The following is a 20,062-nucleotide window of genomic DNA, read 5'->3' on the forward strand; positions in this document are numbered from 1 at the left end:
CACTGTCGTTCTCAAAATCGGTGGAGCTGCATGACAAAGTCATCGGGCATTATCTGAACATAAAACACTATCAGTAAGTTGGAGTCATTACCCAAATTTGAGCAACGCTTCTCCGTCAAGACGGTAGCGCACCCATTCGGACTGCGGCAGCGCGCCAATGCTCAGATAAAAATCGATGGCGGGCTGGTTCCAGTCCAGCACGCTCCATTCAAGGCGACCGCACTGCCGTTGTACGGCGAGCTGGGCGATATGTTTCAGCAGTGTTTTTCCCGCCCCCAGGCCGCGATAAGCTGGGGAAACATACAGATCTTCCATATAAATCCCGTTGCGGCCAAGCCAGGTTGAATAGCTGGTGAAGAACACGGCGTAGCCGGCGATCTTGCCTTCACACTCCGCGATCAGCGCTTCGGTCTTAGTGCCTGCGCCAAAGAGCGTTTCCCGGATCTCCTCCGGTGTGGTAACCACTTCTTCCGGGGCTTTTTCATACACCGCCAGCTCGTAAATCATGGCGTAAATGGCTGCCGCATCTTCGGGGCGTGCCTGACGAAGGGTGATGCTCATTGTTTTTCCTGCTTTTTAGCGTGCGTCTTGATTGATGGCGTTAAGCATACGGCGTATTGTCTGAAGAATTAAGTGCAATGAAATCAACAAATGATGAATATTATGCATCCGGCCCTGCGACGTCTTGATTTAAACCTGCTGCCCGTTTTCGACGCGATTTACCGCCACCGCTCCGTTCGCCTGGCCGCTGACGAGCTGGCGATGAGCACATCCGCGCTCAGCCATGCGCTGTCGCGTCTGCGTGCCACCCTGAATGACCCGCTGTTTTTCCGCGAAGGGCACCGCATGTCCCCCAGCGTGTATGCCTCTCAGCTTGCGCCTTCCATTGCTTCCGCACTGTCGTTCCTGAATCATGAGCTGACTCCGCAGCCGGAGTTTGATGCAGCCAGCAGTTCGGAGTGCTTACAAATTGCGATAACGGACTTTACCGCGCTGTGCATTTTCCCGGTGCTGATGCACAAACTGCAGCTTGCGGCCCCGGGCTTGCGTTTCGAATTGCGCTATCTGCCGCACAGCCCGGCGCTGACGGAACTGCTGGCGGGCGAGGTGGATCTGGCGCTGGGGTTCAGCACTCAGGATGATATCCGGCACCCGGAGCTGGAAGAGATCGACTGGTTTGAAGATGAGTATGTGGTCATCAGCAACGCGCGCCGGACGCGTCTGACGCTGGAGGAATATCTCGCGGCCCGACACCTGGTGGTGACGCCATGGAATGAGAAGCAGGGCGTTCTGGACGTGCGGCTGGAACAACTGGGCTATACCCGACAAATCGCGATCAAAACGCCGTCGATGCTCAGCGCACCGTTTATCGTAGCGGAAAGCGACCTGCTGATGGCGATCCCCCGCTATGCCGCGGAGAAGCTGATTAAGACAGCGGATCTCAGGATTTTTGCGTTACCGTTTCCGATACGCACGTTTGAAGTGAAAATTTACTCGCATAAACGCAGCGGCCAGCGGGGCGCGACCCGCTGGCTGAAGGAGGAACTGCAGATGCTGGCGCAGGCTGTCAGGGGACGGTAGGCTATTTGTTAGCGGACAGCCCAGCCCGCGCTTTAATATAGAGCAGAGCGAGTCTGTCCATAGAAGCTTAGGTCCTGAAGATTTTATTCATCCAGTAACGGTTTTCGATTATCTTTCGCTGGCTCTGGCTTGAGTTTTTCAACGGGAATACTGCACATGCTTTCCGCTATTATCCCAAAAAGAGAGTCTTTCGGGTAACTTTCCCATTGTCCCACATCCTGTGTCACATGTACGACATCGCCTTCCGCGAACGGTTTCGAAAAATAGGTTCGCGCCATAACGGCACGCTGGTTTTTGTCGCAGTTAATCACGTCGATTGCCCGTGAGCTCGCTATGTAGACGGGAGGATTTTTTATAATGAGTGTCTGCTCGGCGTAGTTATTGATGAAATAAAAGCGGCGTAAGCGGTCGTTACCCTGATAAGTTGAAATCACCCGAAAATCGATATACGAAGCAATTCTTTTATCTTCAAGGATTTTTATGACGCCTGCCGGTGGCTTGGGGGGAGACTGGGGCTGGGGTTTACTTGTCCCGGTACAACCTGTCAGCATAAGTAATAACAGCCATGTTAGCTTTTTCATTTCGCATCCCCTGCGGATAAATCAGGCCGTAATGTCGTCAGCATGTCAGGCGTTACATTTCCCTGAACGGTACAGAGCAATAATGTCCCGTCTTTACCTTTGCTGAGCATTAACAGCTTTTCGGTACTTTCTTTTGCCGGAGCAATACCTGACACCGCCTGCGCGTTGTCTTCCCAGTCACTGTTTGGGTTGATTTTAATCATCGTCTGAGAAACATAATCATCTCCCGCCTTTTTCCAGGATAAATGATCAAGTCTGGACATCACTTCTTCTTGCGACTCTTTGAAAATGAGTCCCCAGTAATAGTACTTACCGTAATTGATTTCATCGAGATTGCTGGTTTGCAGGTAATATCCCGATACCGTCAGATTTAATTCCTGCAGCGGTTGAGCAAACCAGATGGTGCGATTGCCGTCTTCAGGGGCTTTGAACCAGGCCTGCGAATGCTTGTTAAGCGTTAAGGGGGCTACGCGGCTGAGTTTGGCTCGCTGATGATAAATCTCGTTGAAAAAGGTTGAGTCGCAGCGGGTCAACGTTTGTGTCAACGTGCTGGCGTGAACCGTGGGTGTGGCTACAGCCATACCTGCTATGAGCCCAATGGAGGAGATGAGTTTACGCATGTAATATCCCTATATTAAAAAAAGACCCTGTTTTTATCGGCTTATCAGGATGAGACTTTACGCTTTTTCTATTTTGCTTCGTTATCTGGCGTATCCAATGCCTCCCCCGAGTTTTGTACAAAACCTCAACCCTCTCATCTTTAGGTTTACACAGCGGTAACAAAATAGGTACCATACCCCCCTATAGTATCAGGAGGGCGTATGCCGCATTCACCCGAAGATAAAAAACGTATTCTTACCCGCGTCCGCCGCATTCGGGGCCAGGTTGAGGCCCTGGAACGCGCGCTGGAGTCGGGCGACCCCTGCCTGGCCATCCTGCAGCAAATTGCCGCCGTGCGCGGGGCTGCCAATGGCCTGATGGGCGAAATGGTTGAAATTCACCTCAAAGATGAGCTGGTAGCGGGGGAAACCACGCCGGATCAGCGTGCCGTTCGCATGGCGGAAGTCGGCCATTTACTGCGCTCTTATCTAAAATAAATCCACATACCTGACAAGAAGGGAAGACATATGAAATCTCGCGCTGCAGTTGCATTTGGCCCCGGCCAGCCGCTCAAAATCGTTGAAATTGACGTGGCACCGCCGAAGAAAGGCGAAGTGCTGATCAAAATCACCCATACCGGCGTATGTCATACCGATGCGTTTACGCTCTCGGGCGACGACCCGGAAGGCGTCTTCCCAGCGGTGCTCGGCCATGAAGGCGGCGGGATTGTGGTAGAAGTGGGCGAGGGCGTGACCAGCCTGAAGCCGGGCGATCACGTGATCCCGTTGTACACCGCGGAATGCGGCGAGTGTAAGTTCTGTAAATCCGGCAAAACTAACCTCTGCCAGGCCGTTCGCGCCACCCAGGGGAAAGGGCTGATGCCCGACGGGACGACCCGTTTCTCGTACAACGGCGAGCCGGTTTATCACTACATGGGCACCAGCACCTTCAGCGAATACACCGTTTGCGCGGAGATCTCGCTGGCGAAGGTGAACCCTCAGGCGCCGCTGGATAAAGTCTGCCTGCTGGGCTGCGGCGTGACCACCGGTATTGGCGCGGTGCATAACACCGCAAAAGTCAAAGAGGGCGATACCGTGGCGGTGTTCGGTCTCGGCGGCATTGGTCTGGCGGTGATCCAGGGCGCGGTGCAGGCGAAGGCCGGCCGTATCATCGCGGTCGATACCAACCCGGAGAAATTCAGGCTGGCGGGAGAAATGGGCGCGACCGATTTCGTGAACCCGAAAGATCACGAGAAGCGGATTCAGGACGTCGTCGTTGAGATGACCGACGGCGGCGTGGACTTCAGCTTCGAGTGTATCGGCAACGTCAACGTGATGCGTTCCGCGCTGGAGTGCTGCCACAAAGGCTGGGGCGAGAGCATCATCATTGGCGTGGCCGGTGCGGGTCAGGAGATTAAAACCCGTCCATTCCAGCTGGTCACCGGGCGCGTATGGCGCGGTTCTGCGTTTGGCGGCGTGAAGGGGCGTACCCAGCTTCCGGGTATGGTTGAAGATGCCATGGTCGGCAAGATTCAGCTCGATCCGTTCATTACCCACCGCTTACCGCTGGAGCAGATCAACGAGGCGTTTGATCTGATGCACGAAGGAAAATCCATCCGTACCGTTATCCATTTCGGCGACAAGTAACTCTTCTGCCAGCGGTTTTTCGCCGCTGGCATTTCTTTAATAATCTTCTCTAAAGTGTGACCAGTGCGGCGTTTTTAGCCGTAATCTAAATCTCTGCCGTGCCGATGACTATTTAACAGGCGTGTTTTTACGCATCTTACCTACAAGAGAGTCGACGGTCATGGACAACACTACTTCGATGCTGGCGCAGCGCAAGCTGGGCTTCTTGCATCACATCAGGCTGGTTCCGCTGTTTTCCTCCATTCTCGGTGGCATTATTCTTCTGTTTGCCTTGAGCTCGGGTCTGGCAGGGTATTTCCTGCTGCAGGCCGATAACGATCAGCAGGATGTCACATCCGAAATTCAGGTGCGTATGGGGCTGTCGAACAGCTCAAACCATCTGCGAACCGCGCGTATCAATCTGATCCACGCCGGTGCGGCAAGCCGTATCGCGGAGATGGACGCGATGAAGCAGAACATCAGCGAGGCGGAAACACGCATTAAGCAGTCCCAGGAGAGCTTTACCGCCTACATGAATCGCGCCGTGCGCACCGCCGAGGGCGCAGCGCTGGATGCGGAGCTTAAGACCCGGTATGACGCCTATATCGCGGGCATGCAGCCGATGGTCAAATTCGCCAAAAACGGCATGTTCGAGGCGATCATCAATCACGAAAACGAAACGGCGCGTCCGCTGGACGACGCGTACAACGCCGTACTGCTGAAGGCGATTAAGATCCGTACCGACCGTGCCAATGCGCTAACGGCGCAGGCGCACAGCCGCACGCAGCTGGGCCTGATGTTTATGGTGGGCGCGTTTGCGCTGGCGCTGGTGCTGACGGCGATGACCTTTGTCGTGCTGCGCCGCACGGTAATCAATCCGCTGCAGCGGGCAGCGAAACGTATCGAGAATATCGCTAAGGGCGACCTGACGATGCCGGACGACGTGGCCGGGCGCAGCGAAATTGGCCGCCTGACGCGGGATCTGCAAACCATGCAGCACTCGCTTGAAAAAACGGTCGGCACCGTGCGTCAGGGGGCGGAGGAGATTTACCGCGGCACCAGCGAGATCTCTGCCGGTAACACCGATCTCTCTTCCCGCACCGAGCAGCAGGCTGCCGCCATCGAGCAAACCGCCGCGAGCATGGAACAGCTTACTGCAACGGTGAAACAGAACGCCGATAACGCCCATCATGCCAGCAAGCTGGCGGAAGATGCCTCCGGGAAAGCCACCCGCGGCGGCCAGATGGTCTCCGGCGTGGTGAAAACCATGGGCAATATCTCCAGCAGCTCGAAGAAAATCTCTGAAATCACCGCCGTGATTAACAGCATTGCCTTCCAGACCAATATCCTGGCGCTTAACGCGGCGGTAGAAGCGGCGCGGGCGGGTGAACAGGGGCGCGGATTTGCCGTGGTGGCCAGTGAAGTGCGCACCCTGGCAAGCCGCAGTGCGAATGCCGCAAAAGAGATCGAAAGCCTGATCAACGAATCGGTTTCGCTGATCGATCAGGGGTCCGGTGAAGTTGTTGCCGCCGGTAACACCATGAATGAGATCGTCGACGCGGTGAAGCGCGTCACCGACATCATGCTGGAGATTGCCGCGGCGTCCGATGAGCAGAGTCGCGGTATCGTCCAGGTGAGCCAGGCGATTTCGGAGATGGATAAAGTGACCCAGCAGAACGCCTCGCTGGTGGAAGAAGCCTCCGCGGCGGCGGCGTCTCTGGAAGAACAGGGCGCGCGTCTGACCGAGGCGGTTGGGGCGTTTCGTCTGAGCGGTGCGAAGCCGAACCGCGCGGTGGCGTCAGCGCCAGTGGCGACGAGCGCGCCGTTGCGCCCGGCGGCGACAGTTTCGGGGGATAACTGGGAGACGTTCTGAGTCGCGTGTTTTGTCGGGTGGCGGCTTCGCCTTACCCGACCTACTTGTATTTGTAGGCCCGCGTAAGCGAAGCGCCACCGGGCAAAAAAAAGGGACCAAAAGGTCCCTTTTTTCATCGGTTATTTCTTATCAGGTAACGCGTACGCGATAACGTAATCACCGCGATCCGGCGACTGGCGGGCGCCACCGGCGTTAATGAGGATGTACTGCTTACCGGTTTTCGGCGACACGTAGGTCATCGGGCCGGACTGGCTGCCGACCGGCAGGCGGTCTTTCCAGATCTCTTTCCCGGTGGCGGTATCAAACGCGCGCAGGTAGAAATCCTGGGTGCCGGCAAAGAACAGCAGGCCAGACTGGGTCGAGAGCGATGCCCCAAGCGTCGGCATGCCGATTGGGATTGGCATGTGCATGCGGATGCCCAGCGGGCCGGTATCTTCCACCGTACCAACAGGAACCTGCCACACCAGCTTGCCGGTTTTCAGGTCAACCGCCGACATGGTGCCAAACGGCGGCTTCTGGCACGGAATGCCCAGCGGCGACAGGAAGCGCTCGCGCATCGCGCCGAACGGCGTGCCGTCCATCGGGACAATCCCCATCTCGATGCCGCTGGCATCTTTCGCCACGTTCGCGCGCGGCACCATGTAGTTTGCCAGACCCAGACGCATATCGTTGACGAACATCAGGCTGTTGTTCGGGTCAACGGAGACGCTGCCCCAGTTCATCCCGCCGAGTGAGCCAGGGAATTGCAGGGAACGGTCGAGACCAGGCGGGGTGAAGACGCCCTGATGACGCATCTCTTTAAACTGAATGCGGCACAGCAGCAGGTCGACAGGCGTCGCGCCCCACATGTCGGACTCGGTCAGCGTCTGGTTGCCAATCATCGGCATGCCAATGGAGTACGGCTGGGTTGGGGAGTAGCGTTCACCTTCAACGTTGCCCGCCGGGACAGGGCGTTCCTCGACCTTCGCCACCGGCTTGCCGGTTTCGCGGTTAAGCATGAAGATCATGCCCTGCTTGCTGGTCTGCACCAGCACAGGCGTGGTGCCGCCCTTGCCGTCAGGCAGGTCGTACAGCAGCGGCTGGGAAGGCAGGTCAAAGTCCCACAGGTCATGGTGGGTGGTCTGGAAATGCCAGCGGACCTGGCCGGTGGCCGCGTCGACGGCGACGATGGAGGAACTGTACTTATCGTCCAGCGCGGTACGCTCGCCCGCCCAGAAGTCTGGCGTGGCGTTGCCGGTTGGCAGGTAGATCAGGTTCAGTTTGGCGTCGTAGGACATCGCAGACCAGACGTTCGGCGTACCGCGGGTGTAGGTCTGGCCTTCCGGCGGCAGGCCGGTCAGGTTCGGATTACCCGGATCCCACGCCCAGGCCAGCTTACCGGTGTGAACGTCGTAGGCGCGGACCACGCCCGGCGGCTCGCCGGTTGAGTAGTTATCCGCGACGCGACCGCCGACGACAACGACGTTCCCGGCCACCAGCGGCGTCGAGGTTTGCTGATAATACCCGGGCTTAATCTCACCCATCCCGACGCTCAGATCCACGGTGCCATGGTCGCCAAAGTCGTCGCAGACCTTGCCGTTATCCGCGTTAATGGCAATCAGACGGGCATCGGTGGTGGGCAGGAACAGACGGCGAGGACATGCCGCTGGCTGTGTTTCTGCCTGTGACGTTGTCACGGTGGAGTGGTCTTCAAAATAGCCCAGACCGCGACAGCGCTGCCAGTTCGGCGCGGTGGCTTTCGAATCATAACGCCATTTTTCTTTACCGGAATCCACGTCCAGCGCCAGCACTTTACTGTACGGCGTACAGACATACAGGGTGTCGCCAATCTGCAGCGGCGTGTTCTGATCTTCCGCACCCGAGCCGTTGCTCTGCGGAATATCGCCGGTGTGCGCAACCCACGCGACTTTCAGCGAGCTTACGTTTTGCTTGTTAATCTGATCCAGCGCGGCGAAGCGGTCGCCGTGGGTGGTGTTGCCCCAGTGCTCCCAGTTCTTTTGCTGCTCACCGGGTGCAACGGGTTTCACCGGCACGGGCTCGTTCGCTGCCACAAGGGTTTGCGGCTTAAACATCCAGCCGAGGCTGACCAGCATGGCCACCGCGAGCAGCGCCGCGACGCCAAAAGCGGGGGCTTTGTTCGGTGCAGTGTGGTTTGCCGCACGCAGGAAGGGCCAGACGATGGCGCACAGGAATGCCAGCACGGTAAAGGTAAACAGGCGGGAGAAGAGCGGCCAGAAATCCCAGCCCGCATCGCTTACCGCCCAGAACAGCGAGGCAATAAACGCGATGCCGTAAAGCACGATCCCGCTGATGCGGTTGAGGAAAATCAGGATCGCGGCAATCACCATTGCCACGCCCATTATCAGGAAGTAACTACTCCCGCCTACGGTGGCGAGCTTAAAGCCCAACCCGCCGACCGCCAGACCGATGAGCATCATCAGTCCGGCAAGAAGCCACTGCAGAATACGAGGTATCCCGCGCGGCGCGCTGCCAAATGCCATTTCTCTCTCCTTTAGATCCCGCCGCCGTGTCGGGTATGTACCAGTTGGGTAATAAATGCGGTGGGATTGATGATTAGTACGGGTGAATTCGTTTTTATCAAACCGTTTGTGAACCATTTGGTGAATTCACGGCTATGATAAAACTGTTAAATTGTTTTACGCAATTGTTAATGAATGATTTCGCATTATTTGATTAACGCGCAGGTCTGTTCCCTCGCCCCTTTAGGGGAGAGGGCTAGGGTGAGGGGTATTAAACCGGCATCGATTTACGGATGGCGCTCAGCAGCGTCTGCGCGCCCGTGGAAAGCGGGGTATCTACCCGGGTCAAAATGCCGATAGGTTCACCGGCGCCGGGGGCCGTTACCGGGAGAGCGGTCAGCGTGCCCTGGCGCAAATCATCTTTTACCGCGCCGGAGGGAACGAACCAGACGTAGTCATAGTCGAGGGTGAGCTGGCGTGAAAGCGAGGCTGACAGCGTTTCAATACACCCTGAGGGCAGCGTACACCCCTGCATTTGCAGCAAGGTTTCGGCGGTCTGACGTGGGACGGTCCCTTTCGGGCACACCACCACCGGCCACTCCATGACGCGGCTTAACGTCACCGTGTCCTGCAGCAGCGGATGATCGGGACGAACCACCAGCTTCAGGGACTCCAGGAACAGCAGCTCGTAATTGAGACCGCCCATCAGTTCAGGGTCGGACATGCGGCCAATCCCGATATCCAGCTCGCCCGATTTCAGCCCCGCGAGCAGCATGGTGTTATTCATGGTGGCAACCTGGATCGTGGTATGCCGTTGCTGCTTGTGGAACTGGCCAATCACCGGCGGAAGAATGCCCAGCGCGGCGGTGGGCAGTGCCCCGACGCGGACGACCTCGCTGGTGTGTTCTTCTTTTCGGTGCAGCGACTGGCCTGCGGTATTGAGCGCATCCAGCACCTTAACGGCATGCGTAAGGAACTGTTCGCCCACGATGGTAAGCTGCGCCCCCAGCCGACCCCGGTCAAAAAGACGGGCGCCGGTCAGCTGTTCGAGCTCGTTGAGGGTTTTCGAGAGCGCAGGCTGGCTCAGGTTAAGAGTTTCAGCCGCACGCCCCAGCGTTCCCTGTTGAGCGACGGCCACAAATGTATGCAAATGGCGCAAGCGTATGCGCTGACTGAACAGACCATTTTTTTCCATAGGCGATGTTAAAAACAGAGCGATGCGGGTGACAAGCTAAGTTGTTTAATTTTGATAACTTGATAGCAAAATATTTTTAACATTTGATCTGTTTGAGTTACAATATGTTTTTCGGCAGGGAAAGAAATGTGAACATCCTTGTTCATTTATTGCTCATTGCAGAGAGGGAGGGTTAAGGGGTTAGATCACGCCGTCACCGCCGTCAGAACACCATACCTGGCCGGAGGTAAATGAACATTCATCCGAGGCCAGCGTGACGTACAGCGGGGCAATCTCGACGGGCTGACCCGGGCGTCCCAGCGGGGTATCGCCGCCAAACTCCTTCACTTTTTCCATCGGCTGGCCGCCGCTGGATTGCAGTACCGTCCAGTAGGGGCCAGGGGCGACCGCGTTGACGCGAATGCCTTTCGGACCCAGCTGCTTGGCTAAGGATTTGGTAAATACCGCCAGGCAGGCTTTGGTCTGGGCGTAGTCCAGCAGCACCGGGCTCGGCTTCACGGCCTGAACGGAGGAGGTATTAATGATAACGGACGAGGCTTTCAGGTGGCGCAGCGCCGCCTTCGTGATCCAGAAGGGGGCATAGACGTTGGTTTTAAACGTCGCGTCAAAATCTTCGGTGGTCAGCTCTTCAAGGGATTTACGGAACTGCTGACGACCGGCGTTATTGACCAGAATATCCAGCCCGCCCAGCTTCGAGACGGCTTCTTCGACCAGATTCTGGCAGAAGGTTTCGTCCCGAACGTCCCCCGGCAGCGCGACGGCATTCCGGCCTTCGGCTTTGATCAGGTCGATGACCTCCGCGGCGTCTTTTTCCTCTTCAGGCAGGTAGTTAATGGCCACGTCTGCACCTTCACGGGCATAGGCGATGGCCACTGCGCGACCGATACCCGAGTCACCGCCGGTGATCAGCGCTTTTTTACCGGCCAGGCGGCCATGCCCTTTGTAGCTGGTTTCCCCGTGGTCGGGTACAGGTTGCATTTCGGATGCCAGTCCCGGTGGCGTTTGCGGCTGTTCCGGGAACGGGGGCTGCGGGTAAGCGTTCGTACGTTGTTGGGTATCACTCATAGCTGACTCCTTAAGCCAAGGGGTGAGATTTGATGGATAACTGCAGCGTTAACGCTTCGCTGAATTATTTCTGCAAACGATCGACACGGACGACGGCAGGAGATGATTTTTTATCAAGCGAACCGTTGATGCTGATCATCTGGTCGGGTTTTACCGTTCTGCCGTCGAAGACTGCCTGGGGAATAATAACGTCGATTTTTCCGGTTTTATCCTGAAATACAAACTTATCGCCGCTACCGTCAATAAGATTACCGCGTAATGAAATGGTCGCACCGTCGTGCAGTTGTTTTGCCTGATCGATGGTCATAATACGCGCGTCATCGGTTCCGCGATATCCACTATCCAGCGCGTGGGGAGGCGGTGGGGCTTCACCTTTTTGTAACCCGCCGTTATTATCTGCCCATGCGGCCGGAACCAGAAATATCAAAAAAGCGGAAATAAGCGATAATTTCATCGGATATCCTTCATTTTGGGTGTCTTGACTTATTAAGTATTGTTGCTATTCCTTTATGTGGCAAATGTGATAAGTCCTAAAAACATTCGCGTTAGAAATCAAAATTATCGGATAATAAGCGAAACGGTGACGATGGCCATGAAGCGTGAAAATGAAAAGTTACCCGGGATAGAGGAAAGATATCGCTTGCTGACGTTTGAATACGCGTTTCGTCAGGTGGGGTTTATTGTTCTGTTAGGTATTATCGTTGCCGCCATTGCCGGTCTGTTTTCAAGCGGAATAGTCAGCGATACGGTAAAAATAAATTCCGCTAAGTCGCTGACTATAAACTATGAGCGCTTCGGGCGGCGGGAGACGGAGACACGGATGCAGCTTGCGTTTCCGGTGAAAACGGAGGGGACCTATACCCTCAGCGTCACCAGCGAGAGTAGCGAGGCGTATGATCCAGGCAGCGTCTGGCCCCAGCCGGACGCCATGTTCAGCCACGGAAATAGCCTCTATTTTGTTTATCACAACCTGAAAAAGACGGACAACTTTTCGGTATTACTCTTTACCACACCGTCCCGGGCCGGTAAATGGAACTCGGTCATCCGCGTAAACAACGAGCCGGAGATCACCCTCTGGCAATTTATTTACCCGTAGGAGGCTGATATGGATATGGTCTTTCGTGCGCTGGCTATTTATCTGTTCCTCGTGGTGGTATTTAAAGTGGCCGGGCGACGCGCGCTGCTGCAGATGACCAGCTTTGATCTCATTCTTCTCCTGATAATTAGTGAAGCCACGCAGCAGGCGCTTCTGGGGCAGGATTTTTCCGTCACCGGCGCGATGATTACGATTACCACCCTGGTGGTAGTGGATATTATTTTTGGCCTTATGAAAAAGTATTTTTCTCCGGTAGAGAATATTCTGGACGGCACTCCTGTGATTCTGGTGGAAAACGGCGTTCCCCTGGCGGATAAACTCAAAAAGGTCGATGTCTCTTGCGATGATATTCTGGTGTCAGCGCGTCAGAATAATGGCATTACCGAAATAAGCCAAATTAAATATGCCATACTTGAGCGCAATGGACATATTTCAATCATTCCTTTCGAGAAATAAGAGGCGGCAAGATGAGCAATCTTTTGCACGATAACCATTACACCGTCGGTGAATTGACAAAAAAACTGGCGAGCAAGTTAACCGATGCCGGGCTGCGTTTAACCACGGCGGAATCCTGCACCGGGGGAAAGCTCTCGGTGGCGCTCTGCGCTGAAGAGAACACGGCCGATTTTTATGATGTCGGGCTGGTGGTGTTCAGCGATGCCGCGAAAGCGCGGATCCTCGGCGTGCGTCCTGAAACGCTGGAGCGCTATACCGCCGTCAGCGAACAGACGGTGACCGAGATGGCCGCCAGCATCCGCGACATTGCCCAGGCGGATATCAGCATCGCCATCAGCGGATACGCTGGCCCGGAAGGGGGCGACGACGGCACGGCGGCGGGGACGGTCTGTTTTGCGTGGAACATACGTGGCGAGACGAAAACCCGTACCGTGCTTTTCTCCGGAGACTGTCAGGACGTGGTGGAAAAAGCGGTGCATTTTTCGCTGGCAGAGCTGGTGACAGCATTGTCGGACGGGCATAACGGTTGAGTTCACGTGGAGGTTCTATGGCTGTCATAGTGATTACCGGTGGGACGGCGGGCGTGGGAAAAGCCACGGCGCTGCGCTTCGCAAAAGCAGGTTACGATGTGGGCCTCATCGCCCGTGATGAAGCCAGCCTGCACTCCACCCAGGAAGAGCTGCGCCGCTTCGGCGTAAATGCGCACGCCGTGCAGGGGGACGTCGCCGACAGTCAGGCGGTGGTGGATGCGGCTAACGAGATTGAGTATCGTCTCGGTGCGATTGATGTCTGGGTCAACAACGCCATGGGGGCCGTGCTGGCACCGTTGCGTACCCTTACGCCGGACGAGTTTCGGCGCGTGACCGAGGTGACATACCTCGGCTACGTGAACGGCACCCGCGCGGCGCTTGAGCTTATGGTTCCGCGCGACAGGGGCGTGATTATTCAGGTAGGGTCCGCGCTGGCCTACCGTTCCATTCCCTTGCAGTCCGCCTACTGCGGGGCCAAAGCGGCGATTCGCGGGTTTACCGATGCGGTGCGCACCGAGCTGATGCATGAGAACAGCCGGGTTCAGCTTTCGATGGTGCAGATGCCGGGGCTCAATACGCCGCAGTTCGAATGGGCAAGGAACAAGTTCGCGTGGGCGATGCGGCCGGTACCGCCGGTGTTCGAGCCTGAAGTCGCCGCCAGCGCCATCTTCAGGGTGGCGCAAAAGCCGGTGCGCGAGCTGTGGGTAGGCAGCAGCACCATTCAGTCGATTGTCGGGCAGTTCCTCTTCCCGGGTTTTCTGGACAGACTGATGGTGAAGAAAGCCTGGGAAGGTCAGATGACCGACGATCTGAACGCGCCGGACCGCCGGGATTATCTCGACCAGCCGATTAACGACCTGCACAAAATCCATGGCCGTTTCACTGACGAAGCGAAAACCCGCGCGTCGTCCGTGACCTCCGGTATGCCGGGCAAAGTGGCGTTAGGGGCCCTTGCGGTGGCGGGTATTGTGTTGACGCGTTTGATAATCCGCCGGAAACCGTAATCAGCGCAGCGCGCTGCGGTGCGTCCAGAACCAGCGATAACCGTAGCCGCCAAGGCTGAGCTCGACGGTTTTACCGCAAACCAGCGCGTCATCGTAGCGTTTGTCCGCGAGACAGACGGTCCAGGTCGTGTTGCGGATCCCCTTCACGGTGAACTGCACCGGCTGGTCACTGAAGTTAACAAAGGTCAGGATGCTGCGTTCTTCGGTCTCGTAATAGATCCCCAGCACCGCGTCACTATCGATCGTGAGGAGCCGAAAGGGCGCAACGGCAATTTCGGGGAACTCCGAGCGGGTATTGGCGATATCAATGATGCGGTGCAGGAGCGAGTTGCGGTGGAGCAGCGAATCAGCGACGTTGATTTTTTGATAGCGGTAAGGACCGCGGTCAATAATCGGCGCGATAAATTTTTCCGGGTCGGCTGCCGAAAAACCGCCGCCTTGCGATCCTGCCCACTGCATGGGGGTGCGCACGGCGTAGCGCTCTTCCAGATCGAGGTCATCCCCCATGCCGATCTCATCGCCATAGCGCATCACCGGAACGCCGGGCAGGGAAAAGAGTACCGCGTGGCAGAACGCCAGCCGCTTCAGATCGCCGTTCAACATCGGCGCCAGGCGGCGGCGGATCCCGCGCTGGTAGACGTTCATCTCGTCGTCAGGGGCGAAGGTATCGAGGACAAACTGTTTGTCTTTCTGGCTGATGCCCTCCAGATCCAGCTCGTCGTGATTGCGCAGCCAGTTGGCAAAACAGCATGAATCGGGCGGGACGATCATTTTCTTCACCGCGTTGCGCAGCGGACGGGCGCTTTTGCGGGCCAGGCTGACGTAAAAATACTTGTTGAGCCAGAAATTGAGCACCAGATTCAGGCGGTCATTATTGCCAAAGTAGTCCTGATAGGCCTCCACCTCGACGTCCACTTCACCCAGCAGGATCGCGTCCGGATTATGCTTCTCAATCAGACGGCGCATATGTACGAGGATCCACAGGCCCTTTTTTTCATCACCGTTTCCCGCCTGCGTGGTCAGGTGGGAGGCGGCATCCAGGCGGAACCCCGACACGCCCAGCTTGAGCCAAAAGAGGATGATGTTCTCGATCTCTTTCAGCACCGCGGGCGAGGTCAGGTTCAGGTCCGGTTCGTGGCGATAGAACATGTGCCGGTAGTATTGTCCCGCTTCGTCGTCCCAGGTCCAGATGCTCTCCTCCACGCCGGGAAACATGGGGGGCGTATCGTCGTCGTCACTATCTGACCAGAGGTAGTAATCCCGATAGGGTGACGCCGGGTTAAGGCGGGCCTGCTGGAACCAGGGATGTGCGTCAGAGGTGTGCTGGATCAGCAGTTCAATAATGACCTGCATGCCCAGCTCGCGGGCCTGTTCGATAAAGGCGATGATATCGGCCAGCTTTCCGAAGCGGGGATCCACCTGGAGATGGTCGCTGACGTCATAGCCTTCATCGAGAAAGGGCGTGAGGTAAAACGGGGTGATCCAGATAACCGTCGCCCCCATGCGGCGAATGTACCGCAGCTTGGCCGCTATCCCGGCGATGTCCCCGCAGCCATCGCCGTTCAAATCATAAAAGAGTGCGGTATCAATCTGGTAAATAATGGCCCGTGTATGCCAGTCCGTCATAGCGTGCCTCAGTGATAGCCTTCAGTATCCGAAACCTTGCCCCGGAACACGTAGTAGCTCCAGGCGGTGTACACCAGGATCACCGGAATAATCAGTAACGTCCCGACCAGCATAAACAGCTGGCTGGCAGGCGGGGCCGCGGCCTCCCACAGAGTGATACGCGGCGGAATAATGTTCGGCCAGAGGCTGATACCCAGCCCGCTGAACCCGAGGAAGATCAGCCCCAGCGTCAGCAGGAAAGGGCGCGCGTGGCTGGCCGGATTGCGGGTCAGGCGCCAGATCAGCACGCTGAAGATCCCGACCAGCAGCGGAACCGGCAGGAACCAGAAGAAGTTGGGCAGGGTAAACCAGCGGTCGGCGACGTACTGCCAGCCGAGCGGCGTCCAGACGCTGACCACCGCGATAACCACCATCAGCGCCAGCAGCACGTGGCGGGTCAGTTCGCGCATGCGTTGTTGCAGCGCGCCTTCGCTTTTCATGATGAGCCAGGTGGTGCCCAGCAGCGTGTAGGCGACGACCAGACCGATGCCGCAGAAGAGGTTGAATGGCGTGAGCCAGTCCAGCGAAGAGCCGACAAAACGTCGGCCCTCCACGTCAAAGCCGTTGATCACGGCGCCCACCACCACGCCCTGGCTGAAGGTGGCGAGCAGGGAGCCGCCGGCAAAGGAGTAGTCCCAGAATTTGCGGTGTGAAGGGGTGGCTTTGAAGCGGAACTCAAAGGCAACGCCGCGAAAGATGAGGCCGATCAGCATCGCGGTGAGGGGGATGGTCAGCGCATCAATGATCACCGCATAGGCCAGCGGAAACGCGCCGAACAGCCCCGCGCCGCCGAGCACCAGCCAGGTCTCGTTGCCGTCCCAGACGGGCGCCACGCTGTTGACCATGACATCGCGCTCTTTGGCATCGCCCACGAAGTTAAACAGCAGGCCAATCCCCAGATCGAAGCCGTCCATAATGATATACATCAGCGTGGCAAACACGATGATGGCAAACCAAATCACTGAGATATCGACGCCCATCAGATTCTCTCCTCTTCCGGAACAGACTCCGCGGCTGACAGCGGACGGGCAGGCGTGCCCGAGGTGTTTGACGTCAGCGTATCAACGGGCTGAGGACCTTTCTTAATCAGCCGGATGAGATAAACATAGCCCACGCCAAATACGGATGAGTAGACGACGAAGAACGCCAGCAGGCTAATGCTCATCTGCAGGGTGCTGTGCAGCGATACCGCGTCGATGGTGCGCAGGTAGCCATAGACAACCCACGGCTGACGGCCCACTTCGGTGGTCACCCAGCCGGCAAGCAGCGCGACCAGCCCCGCAGGCCCCATGCAGAGGGCAAACCACTGGAACGGACGCGAGTGGTAAAGTCGATGGCGATAGCGTAGCCAGAGGCTGAGCAGACCGAGGGTAATCATCAGCAGCCCCATCCCTACCATAATGCGGAACGACCAGAAAACGATGGTCGAGTTGGGTCGATCCTCTTTCGGGAAGTCTTTCAGGGCCGGGACCTGTTTATCCAGGCTGTGCGTCAGAATCAGGCTGCCGAGCGCGGGGATCTCCAGGCCGTATTTGGTGCGCTCTTCCTCCATATCCGGCAGGCCAAACAGCAGCAGCGGGGTGGCTTCGCCGGGCGGATTTTCCCAGTGACCCTCAATAGCGGCGATTTTGGCTGGCTGATGCTCAAGCGTGTTCAGGCCGTGCATATCGCCCACCACCGCCTGGATAGGGGCAACCAGCAGCGCCATCCACATCGCCATCGAAAACATGGTGCGAACGGCGGGCGTATCGTTACCGCGGAGCAAGTGCCAGGCGGCCGACGCGCCGACAAAGAGCGCGCTGCTCAGGAACGCGGCGATAGCCATATGAATAAGACGGTACGGGAAGGAGGGGTTAAAGACGATTGCCAGCCAGTCCTGCGGGATAACCTGCCCGTTTTCGATAGTGAAACCCTGCGGCGTATGCATCCAGCTGTTGGAGGCGAGGATCCAGAAGGTCGACATCAGCGTGCCGAGCGCCACCATGCAGGTCGAAAAGAAGTGCAGCCCCGGGCCGACCTTGTTCCAGCCGAACATCATAACGCCAAGGAATCCGGCCTCCAGGAAGAAGGCGGTTAATACCTCATAAGTCAGAAGCGGGCCGGTAATGCTGCCCGCGAACTGGGAGAACCCGCTCCAGTTGGTGCCAAACTGGTACGCCATCACCAGCCCGGAAACGACGCCCATGCCGAAGTTAACGGCAAATATCTTTAGCCAGAAGTGGTACAACGATCGCCAGACGTCTTTTTTGGTGCGCAGCCACATGCCCTCCAGCACCACCAGGTAGCTGGCGAGACCGATGGTGATCGCAGGAAACAGGATGTGGAACGAGACGGTAAAAGCGAACTGAATTCTGGCCAGATGAAACGCATCGAGTTCGAACATGGTCCGTACCTCTGAGACGATGGGGCACGCGAATTGCCGGGCAGGTCAGGCCTGCCCGGCAAACCGATTACGGTTTAGTCTTACCGGCACCCAGCTCGGCACCGGTCAGCGGGTCGGAATGTGGATCGGACTTTGTGCGGGCAGACATCGCCTTAACCAGGGTTGCCTGCTCGGTTGTGAGCGTCACGCTGGCACTGCCATCGCCGCCATCCACCGCAGGCTGGGGGGACTCAACGTAATCGAAATGTTTATCGCTGTTCCAGCTTCCGCGAACCTCTCCACCTTCAGACATATTGTAGTACTTGTTGGTGAATTCCTCGATTGGCGGCAGTTTACCCGGCGGGAAATTATTACGGATGGACTGCAGCGCCTTCTCAAAGGATAGCTGATGCGCCGCCTCACGCGTCATCAGAAACGCCAGGGCATCTTTAACGCCGGGATCGTCAGTCACGTTGATCAGCCGTTCATAGATGATTTTGGCTCTGGCCTCGGCCGCCACGTTCGAACGCAGATCTGCCGTCGGCTCGCCAATGGTGTCGACGTAGGCCGCCGTCCAGGGTACGCCCGCTGAGTTGGTTAGCGGGGTTCCGCCGCCGTAGAGCAGGGAGGTGATGTGGCTGTCATTCCCGTTTTCGGTCATGGAGCGATACAGCTCGGCCTCATTTTCCACCCCTTCCGCCAGCGCGCCCTTGGCACCTTTATTCAGCATACCGACCAGGGTACCGATGATTTCGAGGTGGCTTAACTCCTCGGTCGCGATATCCATCAGCATGTCTTTACGGCCCGGATCGTCATCGCTCAACCCTTGCGTAAAGTAGCGGCAGGCGGCGGCCAGTTCACCCTGCGGTCCGCCAAATTGTTCCAGTAAAAGGTTCGCCAGGCCGGGATTCGGTTCGGCGACGCGAACCGTGTATTGCAGCTGTTTGACGTGTCGAAACATGCTCACTCTCCTGTGGGTTATTTTTTCGCTTCGACACCCGACGCGTCTGAACGCAGCAGGAACTGTTCCGTCGTTTGCGGGATATGACGAATCAGCCAGTCGGCCATTTCGCGCTCTTCGGCGAGGATCGTCTCAATAGCGGGTATCGAGGCGGTGTCACCCGCTTTTTTGGCCGCCGCCAGCAGGGAGGTATAGCAGGCGATTTCAAACTGTTCGAAAACATAGCCGCTGATCGAGCCCTTCACGATTTCGTCAGAAGGGAACATGCCGCCGATGGATTGTCCCAGCGCCGCCATTTTGCTCATCGAGTCTTTTAAGACCGAACGAGAAATATCATTACGGTCGAGGATTTCCTCCAGCAATGTGATTTGCCGTTTTGTCTCATTAATATGTTGCTCAATTCTGGCGCGAACATCAGGATAATTATCGATACGGCTGGCCATGGATTCCAGCATAGATTCGGCTTGCTTTTCCATTGCATGGGCATCGCGTAGCCAGTCATGGTAGTGTTCTACGTGATTCATCATTGTATCCTCATTAGGGGTTCGCTTATTTGGTCTCACTTTCAGCAGCCTGATCGGCACGTGCGGCACTGTAGCCAGATAAATGGCCGACAATATTGGCATAAATACTGATGATAATGACCCATAGCACGCTGTTCTTCCACCAGATGACGGAAGGGATAGCGAGAATGAACCATATTATCGCTGCCGCTAAATGGCACCGTTTAATTGTCCTGGGACTGATGCTCATTTTATTTAACCTGTATTATCGCGTCATTTCTGCGCTTTTTGGTTAATATTGCCAACGGCCAGGTCGGTGAGTTTAAGGTCGGTCTCTTTCTCTTCTTCCAGCGTTTCGGCAAGAAGCTTAACGGCTTTTTTATAGCCGAGCTGGGTAATGACTCCAACTTACTGATAGTGTTTTATGTTCAGATAATGCCCGATGACTTTGTCATGCAGCTCCACCGATTTTGAGAACGACAGTG

23 protein-coding genes and 1 pseudogene are annotated in these 20,062 nt (G+C 56.7%); 9 read left to right on the forward strand and 15 right to left on the reverse strand.

Annotated features, from left to right (window positions below; translation table 11 throughout):
- Positions 1-77, forward strand: a 77-nt coding sequence (locus tag ACOTXF_RS22715; RefSeq protein ID WP_033802282.1) for an IS1 family transposase, incomplete at its 5' end; no start/stop codon positions are given.
- 10 nt (positions 78-87) lie between these two features.
- Here ACOTXF_RS22715 and ACOTXF_RS22720 read toward each other — a convergent pair.
- On the reverse strand, positions 88-561 hold the full coding sequence (locus ACOTXF_RS22720) for a GNAT family N-acetyltransferase (protein WP_232927325.1): 474 nt from the start codon (positions 559-561) through the stop codon (positions 88-90).
- A gap of 90 nt (positions 562-651) precedes the next feature.
- Here ACOTXF_RS22720 and ACOTXF_RS22725 point away from each other — a divergent pair, with 90 nt between their 5' ends.
- A complete protein-coding gene (locus tag ACOTXF_RS22725; RefSeq protein ID WP_045372753.1) occupies positions 652-1,581 on the forward strand; it encodes a LysR family transcriptional regulator in 930 nt (309 codons plus the stop codon).
- An 83-nt stretch (positions 1,582-1,664) separates the two neighbouring features.
- On the opposite strand, the gene ACOTXF_RS22730 is transcribed toward ACOTXF_RS22725, so the two are convergent.
- Positions 1,665-2,162 (reverse strand): surface-adhesin E family protein, encoded by a 498-nt coding sequence (locus tag ACOTXF_RS22730; protein ID WP_223861905.1) that lies wholly within the window; start codon positions 2,160-2,162, stop codon positions 1,665-1,667.
- Positions 2,159-2,782: a hypothetical protein gene (locus ACOTXF_RS22735; RefSeq protein ID WP_047746338.1), complete on the reverse strand. Its 624-nt coding sequence runs from the start codon at positions 2,780-2,782 to the stop codon at positions 2,159-2,161. The genes ACOTXF_RS22730 and ACOTXF_RS22735 overlap by 4 nt, the downstream gene beginning before the upstream one ends.
- Before the next feature lie 201 nt (positions 2,783-2,983).
- Here ACOTXF_RS22735 and ACOTXF_RS22740 point away from each other — a divergent pair, with 201 nt between their 5' ends.
- The 3 genes from ACOTXF_RS22740 to ACOTXF_RS22750 all read left to right on the forward strand — a co-directional run bounded on the left by ACOTXF_RS22740 (position 2,984) and on the right by ACOTXF_RS22750 (position 6,260).
- On the forward strand, positions 2,984-3,259 hold the full coding sequence (locus ACOTXF_RS22740; RefSeq protein WP_232927328.1) for a metal/formaldehyde-sensitive transcriptional repressor: 276 nt from the start codon (positions 2,984-2,986) through the stop codon (positions 3,257-3,259).
- Between the two features lie 30 nt (positions 3,260-3,289).
- On the forward strand, positions 3,290-4,408 hold the full coding sequence (locus ACOTXF_RS22745; RefSeq protein WP_232927329.1) for an S-(hydroxymethyl)glutathione dehydrogenase/class III alcohol dehydrogenase: 1,119 nt from the start codon (positions 3,290-3,292) through the stop codon (positions 4,406-4,408).
- Between the two features lie 160 nt (positions 4,409-4,568).
- Entirely contained in the window at positions 4,569-6,260 is a 1,692-nt protein-coding gene (locus ACOTXF_RS22750; protein ID WP_025911194.1) for a methyl-accepting chemotaxis protein, read from the forward strand.
- 119 nt (positions 6,261-6,379) lie between these two features.
- On the opposite strand, the gene ACOTXF_RS22755 is transcribed toward ACOTXF_RS22750, so the two are convergent.
- From ACOTXF_RS22755 to ACOTXF_RS22770, 4 genes are all read right to left on the reverse strand, one after another.
- Entirely contained in the window at positions 6,380-8,761 is a 2,382-nt protein-coding gene (locus ACOTXF_RS22755) for a glucose/quinate/shikimate family membrane-bound PQQ-dependent dehydrogenase (protein ID WP_048962035.1), read from the reverse strand.
- A 250-nt stretch (positions 8,762-9,011) separates the two neighbouring features.
- Positions 9,012-9,935, reverse strand: coding sequence for a LysR substrate-binding domain-containing protein (locus ACOTXF_RS22760; protein WP_021242540.1), 924 nt, complete (start codon positions 9,933-9,935; stop codon positions 9,012-9,014).
- Positions 9,936-10,115: 180 nt separating this feature from the next.
- Positions 10,116-11,000 (reverse strand): SDR family oxidoreductase, encoded by an 885-nt coding sequence (locus tag ACOTXF_RS22765; RefSeq protein WP_048962034.1) that lies wholly within the window; start codon positions 10,998-11,000, stop codon positions 10,116-10,118.
- A 64-nt stretch (positions 11,001-11,064) separates the two neighbouring features.
- Positions 11,065-11,454, reverse strand: coding sequence for a YdeI family stress tolerance OB fold protein (locus ACOTXF_RS22770; protein WP_008502282.1), 390 nt, complete (start codon positions 11,452-11,454; stop codon positions 11,065-11,067).
- Between the two features lie 138 nt (positions 11,455-11,592).
- On the opposite strand from ACOTXF_RS22770, the gene ACOTXF_RS22775 reads away from it, so the two are divergent.
- From ACOTXF_RS22775 to ACOTXF_RS22790, 4 genes are read left to right on the forward strand one after another with little or no spacing between them, the layout of a single operon-like run.
- Positions 11,593-12,096 (forward strand): hypothetical protein, encoded by a 504-nt coding sequence (locus ACOTXF_RS22775; RefSeq protein ID WP_045373098.1) that lies wholly within the window; start codon positions 11,593-11,595, stop codon positions 12,094-12,096.
- Between the two features lie 9 nt (positions 12,097-12,105).
- Positions 12,106-12,552, forward strand: a complete 447-nt coding sequence (locus tag ACOTXF_RS22780) for a DUF421 domain-containing protein (protein ID WP_008502280.1) — start codon at positions 12,106-12,108, stop codon at positions 12,550-12,552.
- 11 nt (positions 12,553-12,563) lie between these two features.
- Positions 12,564-13,082 (forward strand): 2-oxo-tetronate isomerase, encoded by a 519-nt coding sequence (locus tag ACOTXF_RS22785; RefSeq protein WP_048962033.1) that lies wholly within the window; start codon positions 12,564-12,566, stop codon positions 13,080-13,082.
- A gap of 17 nt (positions 13,083-13,099) precedes the next feature.
- Positions 13,100-14,086 (forward strand): SDR family oxidoreductase, encoded by a 987-nt coding sequence (locus tag ACOTXF_RS22790; protein WP_232927331.1) that lies wholly within the window; start codon positions 13,100-13,102, stop codon positions 14,084-14,086.
- Here ACOTXF_RS22790 and ACOTXF_RS22795 read toward each other — a convergent pair whose 3' ends face one another.
- The 8 genes and pseudogenes from ACOTXF_RS22795 to ACOTXF_RS22830 all read right to left on the reverse strand — a co-directional run.
- Complete coding sequence (locus ACOTXF_RS22795) at positions 14,087-15,712, reverse strand: alpha-amylase family protein (RefSeq protein ID WP_048962031.1); 1,626 nt, start codon at positions 15,710-15,712, stop codon at positions 14,087-14,089.
- 8 nt (positions 15,713-15,720) lie between these two features.
- On the reverse strand, positions 15,721-16,731 hold the full coding sequence (cydB, locus tag ACOTXF_RS22800) for a cytochrome d ubiquinol oxidase subunit II (RefSeq protein WP_008502276.1): 1,011 nt from the start codon (positions 16,729-16,731) through the stop codon (positions 15,721-15,723).
- Positions 16,731-18,134, reverse strand: a complete 1,404-nt coding sequence (locus tag ACOTXF_RS22805) for a cytochrome ubiquinol oxidase subunit I (protein ID WP_126325334.1) — start codon at positions 18,132-18,134, stop codon at positions 16,731-16,733. The genes cydB and ACOTXF_RS22805 overlap by 1 nt, the downstream gene beginning before the upstream one ends.
- Before the next feature lie 67 nt (positions 18,135-18,201).
- Positions 18,202-19,074 carry a manganese catalase family protein gene (locus tag ACOTXF_RS22810; RefSeq protein WP_008502274.1) on the reverse strand — a complete coding sequence of 291 codons (873 nt, stop codon included), beginning with the start codon at positions 19,072-19,074 and terminating at the stop codon, positions 18,202-18,204.
- Positions 19,075-19,091: 17 nt separating this feature from the next.
- Positions 19,092-19,598 (reverse strand): ferritin-like domain-containing protein, encoded by a 507-nt coding sequence (locus ACOTXF_RS22815; RefSeq protein WP_014883791.1) that lies wholly within the window; start codon positions 19,596-19,598, stop codon positions 19,092-19,094.
- 25 nt (positions 19,599-19,623) lie between these two features.
- Positions 19,624-19,827 carry a hypothetical protein gene (locus tag ACOTXF_RS22820; protein ID WP_008502273.1) on the reverse strand — a complete coding sequence of 68 codons (204 nt, stop codon included), beginning with the start codon at positions 19,825-19,827 and terminating at the stop codon, positions 19,624-19,626.
- A gap of 23 nt (positions 19,828-19,850) precedes the next feature.
- Positions 19,851-19,985 (reverse strand): annotated as a pseudogene (locus ACOTXF_RS22825) (DUF892 family protein); the annotation flags it as partial.
- Positions 19,986-20,062, reverse strand: a 77-nt coding sequence (locus tag ACOTXF_RS22830) for an IS1 family transposase (protein WP_033802282.1), incomplete at its 5' end; no start/stop codon positions are given.

The organism is Enterobacter cloacae complex sp. IR53041 (genome assembly GCF_049238285.1).
Lineage (GTDB): Bacteria > Pseudomonadota > Gammaproteobacteria > Enterobacterales > Enterobacteriaceae > Enterobacter > Enterobacter roggenkampii.

Excerpts from the sequence above, each read along its gene's own strand:
- ACOTXF_RS22720 (WP_232927325.1), bottom strand. The coding sequence starts at position 561 with ATGAGCATCACCCTTCGTCAGGCACGCCCCGAAGATGCGGCAGCCATT.
- ACOTXF_RS22725 (WP_045372753.1), top strand. The coding sequence starts at position 652 with ATGATGAATATTATGCATCCGGCCCTGCGACGTCTTGATTTAAACCTG.
- ACOTXF_RS22730 (WP_223861905.1), bottom strand. The coding sequence starts at position 2,162 with ATGAAAAAGCTAACATGGCTGTTATTACTTATGCTGACAGGTTGTACC.
- ACOTXF_RS22735 (WP_047746338.1), bottom strand. The coding sequence starts at position 2,782 with ATGCGTAAACTCATCTCCTCCATTGGGCTCATAGCAGGTATGGCTGTA.
- ACOTXF_RS22740 (WP_232927328.1), top strand. The coding sequence starts at position 2,984 with ATGCCGCATTCACCCGAAGATAAAAAACGTATTCTTACCCGCGTCCGC.
- ACOTXF_RS22745 (WP_232927329.1), top strand. The coding sequence starts at position 3,290 with ATGAAATCTCGCGCTGCAGTTGCATTTGGCCCCGGCCAGCCGCTCAAA.
- ACOTXF_RS22750 (WP_025911194.1), top strand. The coding sequence starts at position 4,569 with ATGGACAACACTACTTCGATGCTGGCGCAGCGCAAGCTGGGCTTCTTG.
- ACOTXF_RS22755 (WP_048962035.1), bottom strand. The coding sequence starts at position 8,761 with ATGGCATTTGGCAGCGCGCCGCGCGGGATACCTCGTATTCTGCAGTGG.
- ACOTXF_RS22760 (WP_021242540.1), bottom strand. The coding sequence starts at position 9,935 with ATGGAAAAAAATGGTCTGTTCAGTCAGCGCATACGCTTGCGCCATTTG.
- ACOTXF_RS22765 (WP_048962034.1), bottom strand. The coding sequence starts at position 11,000 with ATGAGTGATACCCAACAACGTACGAACGCTTACCCGCAGCCCCCGTTC.
- ACOTXF_RS22770 (WP_008502282.1), bottom strand. The coding sequence starts at position 11,454 with ATGAAATTATCGCTTATTTCCGCTTTTTTGATATTTCTGGTTCCGGCC.
- ACOTXF_RS22775 (WP_045373098.1), top strand. The coding sequence starts at position 11,593 with ATGAAGCGTGAAAATGAAAAGTTACCCGGGATAGAGGAAAGATATCGC.
- ACOTXF_RS22780 (WP_008502280.1), top strand. The coding sequence starts at position 12,106 with ATGGATATGGTCTTTCGTGCGCTGGCTATTTATCTGTTCCTCGTGGTG.
- ACOTXF_RS22785 (WP_048962033.1), top strand. The coding sequence starts at position 12,564 with ATGAGCAATCTTTTGCACGATAACCATTACACCGTCGGTGAATTGACA.
- ACOTXF_RS22790 (WP_232927331.1), top strand. The coding sequence starts at position 13,100 with ATGGCTGTCATAGTGATTACCGGTGGGACGGCGGGCGTGGGAAAAGCC.
- ACOTXF_RS22795 (WP_048962031.1), bottom strand. The coding sequence starts at position 15,712 with ATGACGGACTGGCATACACGGGCCATTATTTACCAGATTGATACCGCA.
- cydB (WP_008502276.1), bottom strand. The coding sequence starts at position 16,731 with ATGGGCGTCGATATCTCAGTGATTTGGTTTGCCATCATCGTGTTTGCC.
- ACOTXF_RS22805 (WP_126325334.1), bottom strand. The coding sequence starts at position 18,134 with ATGTTCGAACTCGATGCGTTTCATCTGGCCAGAATTCAGTTCGCTTTT.
- ACOTXF_RS22810 (WP_008502274.1), bottom strand. The coding sequence starts at position 19,074 with ATGTTTCGACACGTCAAACAGCTGCAATACACGGTTCGCGTCGCCGAA.
- ACOTXF_RS22815 (WP_014883791.1), bottom strand. The coding sequence starts at position 19,598 with ATGAATCACGTAGAACACTACCATGACTGGCTACGCGATGCCCATGCA.
- ACOTXF_RS22820 (WP_008502273.1), bottom strand. The coding sequence starts at position 19,827 with ATGAGCATCAGTCCCAGGACAATTAAACGGTGCCATTTAGCGGCAGCG.